The 14,584-nt window shown below is 41.5% G+C and carries 13 protein-coding genes and 1 tRNA gene; 5 read left to right on the top strand and 9 right to left on the bottom strand.

Going from position 1 to position 14,584, the window contains the following annotated elements:
- Positions 1-104: 104 nt before the first annotated feature.
- The 5 genes from V7L20_RS05355 to V7L20_RS05335 form a co-directional block, all read right to left on the bottom strand.
- Positions 105-181, bottom strand: a tRNA-Met gene (locus tag V7L20_RS05355).
- Between the two features lie 46 nt (positions 182-227).
- On the bottom strand, positions 228-1,181 hold the full coding sequence (locus V7L20_RS05350) for an asparaginase (protein WP_334743056.1): 954 nt from the start codon (positions 1,179-1,181) through the stop codon (positions 228-230).
- 87 nt (positions 1,182-1,268) lie between these two features.
- Positions 1,269-1,769, bottom strand: coding sequence for a CGLD27 family protein (locus tag V7L20_RS05345; RefSeq protein WP_334743055.1), 501 nt, complete (start codon positions 1,767-1,769; stop codon positions 1,269-1,271).
- Positions 1,766-2,224 (bottom strand): ribosome silencing factor, encoded by a 459-nt coding sequence (gene rsfS / locus V7L20_RS05340; RefSeq protein WP_334743054.1) that lies wholly within the window; start codon positions 2,222-2,224, stop codon positions 1,766-1,768. The genes V7L20_RS05345 and rsfS overlap by 4 nt, the downstream gene beginning before the upstream one ends.
- 682 nt (positions 2,225-2,906) lie before the next feature.
- Positions 2,907-4,178, bottom strand: a complete 1,272-nt coding sequence (locus tag V7L20_RS05335) for a glycosyltransferase family 4 protein (RefSeq protein ID WP_334743053.1) — start codon at positions 4,176-4,178, stop codon at positions 2,907-2,909.
- A 288-nt stretch (positions 4,179-4,466) separates the two neighbouring features.
- Here V7L20_RS05335 and V7L20_RS05330 point away from each other — a divergent pair, with 288 nt between their 5' ends.
- The 5 genes from V7L20_RS05330 (at position 4,467) to V7L20_RS05310 (ending at position 10,858) form a co-directional block, all read left to right on the top strand.
- Positions 4,467-5,645 (top strand): DNA cytosine methyltransferase, encoded by a 1,179-nt coding sequence (locus tag V7L20_RS05330; RefSeq protein WP_334743052.1) that lies wholly within the window; start codon positions 4,467-4,469, stop codon positions 5,643-5,645.
- 170 nt (positions 5,646-5,815) lie between these two features.
- Positions 5,816-6,496 (top strand): deoxyribose-phosphate aldolase, encoded by a 681-nt coding sequence (gene deoC, locus V7L20_RS05325; protein ID WP_334743051.1) that lies wholly within the window; start codon positions 5,816-5,818, stop codon positions 6,494-6,496.
- A gap of 88 nt (positions 6,497-6,584) precedes the next feature.
- On the top strand, positions 6,585-7,589 hold the full coding sequence (gene recO / locus V7L20_RS05320; RefSeq protein WP_334743050.1) for a DNA repair protein RecO: 1,005 nt from the start codon (positions 6,585-6,587) through the stop codon (positions 7,587-7,589).
- A complete protein-coding gene (locus V7L20_RS05315; RefSeq protein ID WP_334743069.1) occupies positions 7,576-9,213 on the top strand; it encodes an MFS transporter in 1,638 nt (545 codons plus the stop codon). Before recO ends, V7L20_RS05315 begins: the two co-directional genes overlap by 14 nt.
- A 496-nt stretch (positions 9,214-9,709) precedes the next feature.
- Positions 9,710-10,858: a glycosyltransferase family 4 protein gene (locus V7L20_RS05310; RefSeq protein WP_334743049.1), complete on the top strand. Its 1,149-nt coding sequence runs from the start codon at positions 9,710-9,712 to the stop codon at positions 10,856-10,858.
- A gap of 119 nt (positions 10,859-10,977) precedes the next feature.
- Here V7L20_RS05310 and V7L20_RS05305 read toward each other — a convergent pair whose 3' ends face one another.
- The 4 genes from V7L20_RS05305 to V7L20_RS05290 form a co-directional block, all read right to left on the bottom strand.
- Positions 10,978-11,793, bottom strand: a complete 816-nt coding sequence (locus V7L20_RS05305; protein ID WP_334743048.1) for a peptidase — start codon at positions 11,791-11,793, stop codon at positions 10,978-10,980.
- A 10-nt stretch (positions 11,794-11,803) separates the two neighbouring features.
- Positions 11,804-12,037 (bottom strand): preprotein translocase subunit SecG, encoded by a 234-nt coding sequence (gene secG, locus V7L20_RS05300; protein ID WP_334743047.1) that lies wholly within the window; start codon positions 12,035-12,037, stop codon positions 11,804-11,806.
- A gap of 97 nt (positions 12,038-12,134) precedes the next feature.
- Positions 12,135-13,733, bottom strand: coding sequence for a 2,3-bisphosphoglycerate-independent phosphoglycerate mutase (gene gpmI / locus V7L20_RS05295; protein ID WP_334743046.1), 1,599 nt, complete (start codon positions 13,731-13,733; stop codon positions 12,135-12,137).
- Between the two features lie 269 nt (positions 13,734-14,002).
- Positions 14,003-14,305, bottom strand: a complete 303-nt coding sequence (locus tag V7L20_RS05290; protein ID WP_334743045.1) for a TRADD-N-associated membrane domain-containing protein — start codon at positions 14,303-14,305, stop codon at positions 14,003-14,005.
- Between the last annotated feature and the right edge of the window lie 279 nt (positions 14,306-14,584).

Raw genomic sequence — 14,584 nt, 5'->3', positions numbered from 1 at the left:
GATTCTTTGCGCCTTTTAGATGGCCATTTCTTCCAGAATAGATCAAAATAAAACAAAAAACCTGCAATCTTGACTGATTGCAGGTTTTTGTTTTATCTTTTATTTGGTGGCGGGAAGTGGATTTGAACCACTGACCTTCGGGTTATGAGCCCGACGAGCTACCAGGCTGCTCTATCCCGCGTCGCTCTTAACTTTTATAGTATAACTTATAGTCAAGAGTTTGGCAACTACAAAAATGATAATTCTCCAATTACTTCTAAACGCTTGTATTTTTCCAAGGTGACAAACTTTTCACTGAGGCTTTCGGCGGCGCTAGGACTAATCCAACCCATTTGCTGGAGTAAATGAATAGCCACAGCATATTTTGCTCGTTTTGCCCCATCCATGACTTTAATTGCCAATCCCAAGCCTTCACCGAGTCTACCAATGCACTGCACTCCTTCAGCACCAGTTTTACTAACCAGTTCTCCTGGAGTTAAGCGCATCAGTTCGGTATCAAATTCTCCATCTCCTGCTACCATAGAGGGGTGATGAGTCATCGCACGGACAATGCGCTCCATATCCAAGTTAGTACTAGAGGCTAACAGTGCATATAAAGATGCCATCTGACCGAGTTGCATCAGATAAGTTGGAGCGCCACAATCGTCATGAGCGCTGATAAATTCTTCAGCTGGCATTCGGAGCAATTCTGCTACTTTGCCCAAAATTAACTGCTGTATTGGGTGCTTGCGATCCAAGTAGTTATTTAAGGGCCAATGGCGTTGCTGACAAACAGTTAACATTCCCGCATGTTTACCAGAGCAATTGTATTCCAGAGGACTGTGCTTACCTTCAGGAATTGGACACTGGAGTACAGTCGGGTCAATATCAGCCCGCCAAAGAATGTTAAATACTTGTCGGACTTGATCTATTTTTCCTTTATGGGAACTTGTAATAATTGCTAAGTCGCGATCGCTGAGGTTATAGCGTTCGAGTGTACCTGTGGTGGTGACTGCGAGTGCCTGAAATGGTTTGAGTGCTGAACGGATAAATGCAGCAGTTTCAGAATTTCCGGCAACAGTTAGAACCCGTCCTCGTTCGTCGCATACAACAGCCTGGGCTATATGCCTGGATTCAATAATACCTTCCCGCAGCAACCGGACTTCCAGTGCTGTGGCTTGAGTTCGTTTTCCCATTGTCATGGGTTTATATTTATTACCTTTTTTAATTAATTAGTCATTAGTCATTAGTCATTAGTCCTTAGCTAATGACTAATGACCAATAACTTTTTAAAACAAATGCCAAACTATAGTACCAATAACGTAGATTCCCGCCAACCCAGCAAAGGTAAATTGTAACCGCCGCAAAATAGGTTTGATTTCGTATGCCACAATTAAGCGATCACGGTTGAGGACTTCCTGTGGTTTTGTCCAAGTTTGACCGTCGTACCAGCCGGACTCTTCATAAAATACTGTAGGGCTGGAAAGGCGATCGCACACGTAGAACCAGCCTAAGTACAACCTTACCAGTGCCAGCACTACCCCAACACTCGCTGCTGCAGCACCACAGAGCATAAAATGTGCAATATACTTGTCAGGGGGAAAACTTGCTGCTGCCACAGGTCCTGCAACCAGCCAAGATAAACCCCAAATCCAAGCTATTTTCGTGATATACTCGCGCAAATCTAAAGTGCTATCACGAAACAGCCAGGAATTTTTTAACTCTTCGTACTCATTAAGCGGTTGTTGGTCTGTAGGAACTGGGCAATTTGAAACCGAAGACCTAATCATGTTGGCTTACCCTCACCCTGATCAGATTCTGGAAGGGAAATACGCTCTGCATGAATCCAGAACGCTTCTAAATTATAAAACTCCCGTTCCTTGGGCATCATGATGTGAACGATCACATCACCATAGTCTTGTAGTATCCAACTCCCCTCAACTTTTCCTTCTGTCCTTATGGGACGCCGTTGCAACTCAGTTTCGACTTTTCCTTCAATTGCTTGAGCGATCGCCCTTACTTGTACCCTAGAATAGCCAGTCATCATCACAAAGTAATCAGCCAGGTAAGATACTTCTGCTACTTTGAGCAATATAATCTCACCTGCTTTGCGGTCTGATCCAGCTTCTGCGATCATTGCAGCTAATTTTCCGCTTGCCTCTTCGGTTTGGGCGTGGCTCTTTGCCACACTCTTCATCAGTGGGGCAGATTGTAATGGGAAATTTCCTTGGAAATAATCAGTCATTAAACCTCAGGTGCTTTTTTTTGAAACAATTGTTTACATTTACTTACAAATCACAAACAATTGATCTGAAAATGTGTCAATAGGTTTTTTTGAATACTAACAAAAAAACGGGTGTCTATGGGGGCTAGTACCGCAAGGCGGAAGTTACGCATTCAAAAGGAGCCAATGCGTTGCGCGGGTTAAGAGCGTTGTTCATTATTGTACTGATAAATTAAACATTAGCTTTTAAGCAAGAATTTCTGGTAAAAATAGTGTTTACTCCAGTGTGGATTAATTGAGTAATTAGGGTAAACTTAAGCTATTTATAGCCAAAAACATTGATTTTTAAGGTTTTATCGCTATTATCCTCGGTTTATTCGATCTGAGTTTGAGTAAACCGCAATTCCTCATCATTAGTTGTTATGGGTGCTTGTAATTCAAAAGGGTGCAGCTCTTTTAGGAAGACAAACAGCTGCACCTAAATTAATCATAATGTGGCGCGGTCGCAATTAATACTCGCAGACTGCCTAAGATAATATTTAGGGATTTCCAAAGAATAAATTGTTCCAAAGAATTAATCTCTGGCCAGTTAATCAATAATGATAATCATTATTAAAGGTGAATAAAATTAGGCTGCAATAGTCAGAGTAATTGGAGCAGAATCGTTGGGATTTTGAACTTAGCACTTTGTGTAATCTGTAAATTAAACTTCTTGTTTAGTAACTCTTGTGGACTGAATTGCTCCAGGTTCTACCATCAATGAGTAACACAACGACTCATACTGATTTAAAGCTTGCTCAAAAGCATAGTTTTCAACCGCATATTGGCGACTTTTATAACCCAAAGTTTTGACTTTTTCAGGGTTTTGGTACAAATCTAAAATTGCCATTGCTAAAGCTTGGGGATCTTCTGGAGGCACGATAACTCCGCCGCCACTTTGCTTGATAGCTTTTGCTGCCGTACCATTATCGGGGACAGAAGCAACCAAAGCTCGTCCACTGGCAAGTAGCACTTGAATTTTGGACGGCATATTAAAGGATACAACATTTTTCTTTTGCACCACTAAACCAACATTGGCAGCTGCCAACATTTGTGGCAAAGATTTGCGGGGTTGAAATGGCAGTAGCAAAACATTATCTGCGCCGCAGTCTAGACATTCCTGTTGCAATCGCTCTAACCCTTTTGCCTCTCCAACGATGACAAAAACAATATCTGGGATATGGCGTAACACAGAAGCAGCTTTAATAACGCTTTCTAAGCCTTGGGTTAGAGCAATGTTGCCAGAATAAAGTACAACAAATTTGCCATTCAGGTTATGTGCGGCGCAAAAAGGATTATTTTCTTTAGGCAAAGGGCGGATAAAATTGACATCAACCCAGTTGGGAATTTGCACAATTTTGTCAGCTTCTACGCCCTTAGCTCGCAAATTGTCCACAAACCCATCGGCGATAACGCTAATTTTACTGGCAGTGTGGTAAGCAAATTTTTCCAACTCTGTAAATAACTTTATCAGCAATTTATTTTTCAGTAGACCAACGTGGACTGCTGCTTCTGGTAATATATCTTGTAGATTTAAGATCACAGGGCAAGCACGTAACCATCCTAAAAGAGCAACTGGTACACAGCTTGGCAAGGATGGCGATGTTGAGAGAATAACATCTGGACGCCAACCGACGAGGGCGGGCACAAAACTAGTGATAACGAAACTAGCATCTAGTAACACCCGATCTAATAAATTGGGTTGAGGACGAATCCAAACGTAACTGCGTTGAATTTGAACGCCATTTTTATATTCGTTGAGATACCACTTGCCCCGATATTCCTGGTAAATTTGACGCTCAGGGTAGTTGGGCATAGCGGTGATTACGCGCACTTGATGCCCACGCTTCACTAGTCCCTCTGCTAATTCAGTCATTAGTGGGGCAATACCAATTGGCTCTGGATAGTAGTTGTAGGAGTAAATTAAAATTCGCATAAAAATTAGTCCGAAGTACTCGGGTTTTTTATTTAATGACAAATATTTGTCTTAAACATGATTTGGAGTTTGAAAACTCCTATATTTATTAATTGTGACTTCAGACTCTTTTTCTGTCAGGTGTTTTCCTTAAAGATTGAGTAAACTTTGATCTTAAACACTTAGAGAAACTGTGAATTTTTTTACTATTGAACCAATCTGAAAATTGTTCATCTTTGATTGGTACGTAAGTAAAAATCCTATGTCTTTCTATATGAATTAAGACTGTTTGACGGCAGTAGTTATTAAATGAGCGATCGCCCTTGTATTTTCTCCTTTTTTGCTGGTTCAGGTTTCCTAGATTTAGGTTTTGAAACCAGTAGTTTTAAGGTTGTTTACGTCAATGAAATCTTTCCTCCATTCATGACTGCATACCGTTATTCACGACAGGTTCTCAATCTACCGTTGCCAGAATATGGGTATCATGACGGAGAAGTAGGAGATGTAACCCAACTTCTCGAAGGTTTACAAACACAACACCTCCGGGAGTTAGTACAAGACTGCCGTAAATCTAACAATATTGTTGGCTTCATTGGCGGGCCTCCTTGCCCTGATTTTTCTATTGGCGGTAAAAATAGAGGACGTTTAGGAGATAATGGTAAGCTTTCCGCTTCTTACGTTGAATTAATTTGCCGCCATCTTCCAGATTTCTTTTTATTTGAGAACGTTAAGGGGTTGTGGAAAACGACAAAGCACCGTTTATTTTTTGAATCGCTCAAGCAACAATTAATCGAAGCAGGCTATATATTAACAGAGCGGTTAATTAATACTATTGAATATGGTGTACCTCAAGATAGAGAAAGAATTATTCTCATTGGTTTCCGAAATAATTTTCTCATAGATATAGGAATAAACGTTGGTAATAAAAAGTTACTAACTGAAGAGACTTTTCCTTGGAATAATCACATTTTATATCCTCAAACAAAGGTTTTTACTTATCCTTGGCGTCAATGCGAACCATTCCAAGAAAATTCCATAATGCCTTGTCCTGACGGCATCCCTCAAGAATTAACAGTTGAATACTGGTTTAGAAAAAATAGTGTGCTGAAGCATCCCAATGCTGAGAACTGTTTTCAACCAAGGGCAGGTATCACACGATTTGCTGTTATTGATGAAGGAGATGATTCTAAAAAATCTTTCAAGCGTCTGCATAGATGGCGTTACTCTCCGACAGCTTGCTATGGAAATAATGAAGTACATTTACATCCCTATAAAATCCGGCGAATATCTGTGGCGGAAGCTTTAGCCATACAATCTATGCCTGCAAGTTTTGTACTTCCAGAGAATATGTCACTGACGAATATATTTAAAACTATTGGTAATGGCGTCCCCTATTTGGCATCAGAAGCTTTAGCTAAAACTATTTTTGACTTCTTAGCAACTGGTGTGAAAAATGCTGTTGACATTTCTAAGCTTACTACTGCCTAATGTCAACTTAAACACTTACAATAATTCTGCAACATCTACAAAGGTGACATCATATAAAAGTCAACAGCTTGTTTTTAGGATAAACTTGTAAGAAATATGGTTTAATATATATATAAGAAAGGTTTTAATTTTTTATAAAGTTTAATAATCAATCACTGGCAGAAGACACGATGGCAGCAGACTATCCAAACATTGATATTGCGCCATTTATCGATCACGCCCTCTTAACGCCAACTGCTACACCTGAGCAGGTTAAGCAGTGGTGTGAAGAAGCATACAGATTCAACTTTGCGGCGGTTTGTCTATTTCCCGCCTATGTCAAACAAGCAGTCGAGCTCCTGCACGGCAAGAACCCGAAAGTCTGTACGGTGATTGGCTTTCCTGCTGGTGCGACGACTTCGGCAGTCAAATTGTATGAAGCTCAAGAAGCTGTGGATAATGGGGCTACTGAGTTGGATGTGGTAATAAACTTGGCCTGGTTGAAAGCTGGTAAAACTGAAGAAGTCCACCGAGAAATTGCTGAAATTTGTGAAGAGACTGGGCAAACTGTCAAGGTAATTTTGGAAACTAACCTGTTGACAGATGCAGAAAAAATAATAGCTGCTGAAATAGCTATGGAAGCGGGAGCGGCATTCTTAAAAACTAGTACAGGTTGGAATGGTGGTGCAACAGTGGCAGATGTACGACTTTTGCAGGAATTTGCCAAAGAAAAAGTAGGAATTAAAGCTTCAGGTGGTATCCGTACTATCAATCAAGCTCTAGACTTAATCGTAGCGGGTGCTACTAGATTAGGCACATCTCGCGGTATCGATTTGATCCGCCAGCGCGATAATCTGGGAAAGGGTGAATAGTCATTTGTCTTTTGTCTTTTGTCATTTGTCCAAAGCTAATGACCCTTGACTAATGACCAATAACCAATGACTAATGACTAAATAACTAATGAGTAGAACCTACAAAGCAACGGGAATTAATCTTAAAACCCAAGTGCTGGGGGAATCGGATAAAATAGTGACGATTTTGACACCAGAATTCGGTCTGATTCGAGCAGTGGCTCCAGGGGCACGCAAGCACAACTCCAGCCTGAGGGGCAGGAGTGGTATGTTTGTGGTGAATGAACTATTGATTGCAAAAGGGCGATCGCTCGATAAAATTACTCAAGCACAGACGTTAAAAACTTATCCTGGTTTAGCTAAAGATTTAGGAAAATTGGCTGCTAGCCAGTATTTAGCAGAAATCGTCTTGTGTCAAGCTTTGAGCGAACAACCCCAAGAAGAACTTTATGAGTTGTTCAATGAACATCTCCATCGGTTGGAGACGTTATCTAGTGCAAATGCATCTGGGGTTTTGGCTCATCTGGTTCATGGGGTGTTTCACCTTTTAGCGTTAGCAGGAGTAACGCCGCAAGTGCAAATCTGTTGCCTATCTGGACACCTCCTCAAGCCAAACTTTACAGATCCAAACTGGCAGGTAGGATTTAGTATTCCTGCAGGTGGAACAGTTTCCTTAGAAGCTTGGGAACATTTAAGAAGAGAGAGTGAGAAGGAAATGAGGGAAATGAGGACAGACCAATACCCAATACCCAATACTTCGGCTTCACCCAACTCTTGGAGAGGCTGTGCCAACGGCTACCAAGAGGACAAGCTCACTACAAGTGCTGCATTGCCAATGCCCAATGCCTCATCCCCCATGGCCCATGCCCAAACAGTTGTTGTGCATCGGCAAGAAATACCTGTGATTTCTAGTCGTCCGGGTGCTATGGAACTAGCTTTGCTTCAACATCTGTCACAACCAGAGATAATACAAATTGATGGTGCTAGAGATCATGACTGGTTATCTGTTGAACAGATTTTGCGCCAGTATGCTCAGTATCAATTAGGTCGCCCTATTCGCTCTGCTACCTTAATCGACTCTTATTTTGCTGCCAACCATGATGCAACCGTCTGATTTGGATAAAAAAATCCTGCCTTTGTCACCAAGCCTTGCCAAAAAACAGAATAGGGTATCAGATTCTACAGTTAGGAATCACTTGAGTGCTGCTTCTAAGTGTACACCTAGTCAAATAAATGGACAAGAAATGTCCCCAAAAGACGTTTCTAATAACGATCAAAATTGGACAGACCAAATCCCAAAAACTGATATTCCAAGTCAATCAGAAACACAATCTGAGGACGAATTAACCACTGCTCAAGGAAATAGCAACGGGCAGATGCCAGTAGTTACTATCCCAGAAAAAGAACCACTAATATTAAATGGATCTGGTTCTGGTGGAGAAGCTGTTTCGGGAAATATCAAACAGCAAGGGTTTTTGCCTGTATTAAAAAACCCTAATTTCCTGGCTCTTTGGGGCGGTCAAGTTTTCTCACAACTAGCAGATAAAGTTTATTTGGTGCTGATGATTGCTTTGATTAATACTCAGTTTCAGGCTAGTAATCAAAGTATTAGTGGTTGGGTGTCAGCCTTGATGATGGCTTTTACGATTCCAGCCGTGTTGTTTGGCTCCGTTGCTGGTGTGTTTGTTGATCGCTGGTCGAAAAAGGCTGTGCTGGTGGCAACGAATATTTGGCGCGGCATCTTGGTTTTGTCAATTCCCTTTCTGATCTGGTTGACTCATGATTGGAAAGCCATAGGAGTTTTGCCAGTTGGTTTTTTGATCATTCTGGGTGTGACTTTTTTAGTTTCTACGCTGACGCAGTTTTTTGCACCCGCAGAACAGGCGGCAATTCCCTTAATAGTAGAAGAACAGGACTTACTCTCGGCAAATTCGCTTTATACAACAACGATGATGGCATCGGTGATTGTTGGGTTTGCTGTCGGGGAACCATTGTTAGCGATCGCCGATGGACTTTGGCTGCAAATTGGTGGTAGTGGTAGTTTGGGCAAAGAATTTTTAGTAGGTGGTAGTTATGCGATCGCTGGAGTAATTTTATTCCTCCTAGCAACAAAGGAAAAACACTACCACCCCGATACAGAATTTCCTCACGTATTCTCTGATTTGCGAGATGGTTTTGCCTACCTCAAAGCAAATCATCGCGTTCGCAATGCTTTGCTTCAGCTAATTATCTTGTTTTCTGTTTTTGCAGCTTTAACTGTTCTAGCCGTTCGCATGGCAGAAATCATTCCCAATATGAAAGCCTCACAGTTCGGCTTTTTACTAGCAGCAGGTGGTGTTGGTATCGCTGCGGGAGCAACACTTCTTGGTCAATTTGGTCAACGTTTCTCCTACACCCAACTAAGTCTGTACGGTTGTATGGGTATGGCAGCATCCCTGATTGGTCTGTCAGTATTTACAACTCAACTTTGGCTAATCTTGTTACTAGTGGCGCTATTAGGTATCTTTGGGGCACTAGTGGGAATTCCCATGCAAACCGCAATTCAAACAGAAACACCTCCAGAAATGCGTGGTAAAGTTTTTGGTTTACAAAACAATGTAATTAACATTGCTCTCTCCTTACCTTTAGCATTAGCAGGTGTAGCAGAAACCTTTGTAGGATTACAGGCAGTTTTTTTGGGATTAGCTGCAATTGTCTTTTTAGGAGGTATATTAACTTGGTATAACTCACATAAATAGTTATCAGCTAACAGGAGCTATAGGACTAATATTTGATTTCTGAAAAAGCTCGGTACAACTCGAAAAGCCTAATTCACTATTCCCTACTCCCCACTCCTCGTCTATCGCGCTTGCGCTGCGCTTGGCACACCACGTAGATAATTTCAAAAATCAAATACGATTCCTATATTATTCATTAATTTTAAGTAATTAATATTTACTTAAAGCTTTTCAGTTCATGGTAAACTGTGGTCAGTGGAAATTTATCAGATACTTGCGGGATATCAATCTGAGATTAGTCAAAATAAGTTGTTTAAAAATCATAAATTAACAACTTATAAGTAAAATAAATAAAGTAATAAATTTACTGGTTTAATTAGCTTAAAATAGGCTTTTTAAACAAGATTTTATTGGAAATTTGTAATAAAAAACCAGCAAGTATAACTAGATAAAATAAAAATCACCAAGGACACACAAGTAATAGATCAAACCTGCTTTTCTTACAGCTAAATAAAGAATGCGTATAGCCTGGATTGGAAAAAAATCACCCTTTTGCGGCAATGTCACTTACAGTCGAGAAATTACAAATGCCTTGCTAGATAGGGGACATCAAGTTAGCTTTCTTCACTTCGCCCAGGAAGAGTCCGAACCTGACAATTGGCCAAATCTTCGAGAGGTTTCTCTGCCTTTTATTTACAAGTCCCAGGTTTACACAATTCCGACTTTTAAAGCGACCAAAGTTTTAACGGAGTCATTGCGGAAAATCAAGCCAGATATAGTCCATGCTTCCTTGACGCTATCTCCTCTAGACTTTTTTCTACCAGAAATTTGTGAGGAACTGAGGTTGCCCCTAATTGCCACTTTTCACACACCGTTTGCGGGAAAGGGGGCAAAGCTTATATCGGGAACACAACTTTTAGCTTATCAACTCTATGCACCTTTTTTAGTTAATTATGATCGCGTGATTGTATTTTCCCAAATCCAGCGAGAATTATTAGCAGGGATGGGTGTGAGGAAAGAAAATATAGCCGTAATTCCCAACGGTGTTGATACCGTTAAGTATTCTCCAGGATTCTCTCAAGTCAAAACAGAATTTAAAACCGAACGTTTGTTTGTCTATCAGGGTCGAATAGCGCCAGAGAAAAACGTCGAAGCCCTCCTCCGGGCTTGGAAGCAGTCAGCAATGGGACCTGGTACTAAGTTGCTAATTGTTGGCGACGGCCCTTTAAAGTCTTCCTTAGAGCCGTTTTATGGTTCAGAATACGGCATTATCTGGTTGGGATTTGTCGCTGATGAAGACCGACGCATTGAGATTTTGCGGGGCGCAGATGTATTTGTTTTGCCTTCATTGGTAGAGGGTTTATCCTTATCTTTGTTAGAAGGAATGTCATGTGGGTTGGCTTGTTTAGCAACAGACGTGGGTGCAGATGGAGAAGTATTAGAAAAAGGCGCAGGTATAGTTATTAATACTAAAACAGCGCGATCGCAATTAAGAACCCTTTTGTCAGTGTTGCAAGACCATCCAGAGTTAACAACTTTACTAGGGCAAAAAGCTAGACAGCGTGTGTTAGACCGCTATACCCTGAGTAAAAATATTACTTTGCTAGAAGAACTTTATAAAGAAGTTTTAGCACAACGACCTTTACCGCTAAGTCGTAGAGCTTAGGGAACGCTAGTTATTACAACGGATAGCGCAGCGTTAACGAGTCAGACCTACGTAAAGTCGCTAACGCTTCCCTATGAGACATTAAGCAAATGCTATCGAGTGTCGGAAACACCTATCGATCAATCAATTTTTGAATTATCCAATAAAGACCATCCTAAACTGGTTGGTTGTTCATAAACCCGCTTTAAAGTATTTACATCTCTAGAAGAAATGCGCGGCGGTTGACTAACTTGGGAAAAATATAGGGCATCAGTTTGTAGCGGACTATGACCCCAAATTCCTAGTGCATGACCAAATTCGTGGCGAGCTGCTGCAATGAGATACTCACCTGCTTGACTGGGGCTTAACAAGATGGTGAAGCGGTGGCATAAAACTTTGTTGCTGGTGTATAACTCGTAAGTAGTTTGTGCTGATCGCGCCCGGGGTATATTACTACCAGGGGAAATTTGTAGAGGTGGCGTTTTTCGCACAATCGTAATATCAGCAATTTCTGGCTGTTCGACTACTGTTAAAGGTAAATAAGTACTCCATTCCTGGACACCCTGTAAGACACTGTTAACCCATGCTTGAGCTTGTTTTTCGCTGATAGCTCTTGGTGGTTCTACATAAACTAGAACAGGAAATTGCGACCAAACTAAATAACCTACTTGAGTTGTTGTGATTTGGGAAAAGTAGTCACCACTGTTAGTGTTATCTTGCCACTGTGCGAGTGTGGGCGGTAAGGGATGGGATTTTAGGGGAGATGATGGAGGGAGAGAGATTATTAAGTCTGAATATGCATATTTTGGTGTTATTGTAAACCCATTATTCGACTGAAGATTAATAAAAACGATTAACAGCCCTGTGCCAATAAAAAAGGCAAGAGCTGTAATTAACCGTCGTGAAATTAAATTTATTAGGGTGTTAAATATCGGGTGTTGGGTTCTTTTCCCCATTTACCTATCCTTATTTAGGCAGCCAACCAGCACTTAAAACTACTGTCAAACCGAGAAAAATTACTGTCAATGCCCAAGTAATTCGGTTTAAGGTGTTTTCTGCACTTTTGGTACTGCTAAATAGCTGGGCTTGTCCGCCAATCGCCCCAACACCATCACCTTTAGGGCTATGCAGCAAAACTAAAACAATCAAACCAATGGCAGAAAATGCCCAAATGCCTTGCACGATATTAGTAACTGTCATGGTAGGAATCTCATTTATAACAAGTTTTAAAAAACAGAATTCAGAATTTAGAAGTTAGGAGTTTTAGTAAACTCCTAACTCAGTACTCAGTAATCTTTTACAGCCCTACTTGCACAGGAGTGCGAGTACGTTGTAACTCGTATTCTGCTGTTTTTAGTAGTGATCGCCCAGTCATTTCTGGTGGCTGAGGCAGGTGTAAAATCTCTAAAATTGTCGGGGCAATGTCGGATAGCTTGCCATCGCTTCGCAGTTCGACATTTGTACCGTATCCAGGGATTTTGACTTTCTCTCCTTCCACCAAGATGAAGGGGACTGGGTTAGTGGTATGAGCCGTCCAAGGATTACCCCCTTCATCTAGCATATACTCAGCGTTGCCATGATCGGCAGTAATAATTGTTGTACCGCCGGCTTTGATAACGCTTTCTAACAAGCGTCCCAAACAGCGATCAACTGTTTCAATTGCTGTAATGGTAGCGTCGATTTGACCAGTATGCCCTACCATGTCTGGGTTGGCATAGTTAATCACAACTAGAGAATATGTACCCTTTTGAATCGCAGCGATCGCTACATTTGTAACTGCTGCTGCTGACATTGCTGGGGCGTGGTCGTAAGTCGCCACCATCGGGCTACTTACTAGTTCCCGATCTTCTCCGGGAAAAGGTTCTTCTAGACCCCCATTAAAGAAATAGGTGACGTGGGCGTATTTCTCTGTTTCGGAGGTGCGGAACTGATTCAAACTATGATTGGCTATAACTTCTCCCAGAATGTTACTGAGATTCTGAGGCTCAAAGGCTACAGCCACGGGTAAGTCTGGATCATACTGCGTAAAGGTGACAAAGGACAACGGTGTGATTTGCTGTCTTTCAAAACCGTGAAATGTGGGACTGACCAAAGCCTGAGTCAGTTGTCTGGCGCGATCGGGGCGGAAGTTGAAAAATATCACCCCATCCCCTGGTTGTATTGCGCCGGGAGCAATTCGGATTGGGTTGACAAATTCATCTTTTATCCCTAGATCGTAAGATGCTTGCAAGACTTCTACAGCCTTGAGACCATTACCAACACTATCTTGTATCATCATGTCGTAGGCACATTTGACCCGATCCCAGCGGTGATCGCGATCCATCGCGTAGTAGCGACCGCTGAGGGTGACTATGCGCCCAATTCCTACACGGTCTATATAATCTTGTAGCAGCGCGATCGCTCTTATACCGTCAGTTGGGGCGGTGTCACGACCATCGGTGATAGCGTGAATACAAACTTCTGGAATTCGCTGGTTTTTGGCTAAGTCAAGTAGTCCGAATAGATGGGTAATATGCGAATGTACCCCTCCCTCAGAACAAAGCCCGACTAGATGTAGCTTGCTATTCCGAGAACGAACTTCCTGGCAAATTTTGACAAGTGCTGGGTTTGAGGCAATAGAACCGTCTTCGACTGCATCGGAGATGCGTACAAGTTCTTGCGGTACCACTCGCCCAGCACCAATGTTCAAATGACCAACTTCCGAGTTGCCCATTTGACCCTCTGGCAACCCTACGGCTTTTCCTGATGTGTGGATGAGGGTATGCGGGTAAGCTGCCCATAAACTGTCCACGATGGGAGTTTTAGCAGCAATAATAGCGTTTCCTCGCGTTTGGTCGCAGTAGCCCCATCCGTCTAAAATGACTAGCACCACAGGAGCAACAGGTGCTTTGGTCATAGTAAAATTGCCCTTTACTTTTTGTAATATCCGAATGATACCACTGCTAATCCACGCTGCAAGAAGAGATATACTTATTAAATTCTTTTATTAATTACTTTATAGTTTTCTTAGATTTTTCTTAAGCTTGTTAAATCTTGTGTATTTTATGATTTTAAATTATTGATTAGTTTATGAGTAGCAATTGCTACTCATAAACTAAGGTAAATCATTTTTGTTTTGTAGTAGCTTTAGCAGCATACAAAAATGACTAAACCAAAAAGGAACATTTAATCATCTTCTAAAAGCTCTTTAGCAGTCTCATCCAGTCTCTTGTTTGCATTATCACAGAAGTTGAAAAACAGTTTGCTCACAACTCCAGAGGTAAGTCCAACAGCCGTTGTCGCTGCTGCTGCCGATACATTTCCCAAGCAAACTGATATAGCAGTTACAACGCCAAGTATAGTAGTTGCTGTTGCTAGGCTAATAGCTAGGTTAAAACTTGCACTGGCTTGTCGGGAACGTTCTTGATACCAGTGTATTGAAATATCCTTTGGCTGCACTTCTATGTTAGTTTTAGATTGTTTGTTCATTTGATTTCTGAAAAAGTAGGTTTTTTTGAAAGTCTGCAAGGTAGCCGCGAACTACCCAGCAGCTTAAGAAAGGCTAGCCCTACAAATAGGCTGCCATCTTCTAAAGACCACTTGAAGTCAGTAGTGTTTAATAACCTGCCTGGAAGCTGGAAACTAACGGGCAGGTTTTTAACATACTGAAAACTCTCAGCTAGAGAATCCTAGCTTGAGAATAGCTGTGTTGTATTAGCACAATACAGTAAGTAGCAATACTTAAGGTAAAAATGGCTCAAAAAGCTT

This window comes from Nostoc sp. (genome assembly GCF_036916735.1).
Classification (GTDB): Bacteria; Cyanobacteriota; Cyanobacteriia; order Cyanobacteriales; family Nostocaceae; genus Nostoc.
This window is presented reverse-complemented; position numbering and strand designations above follow the sequence as displayed.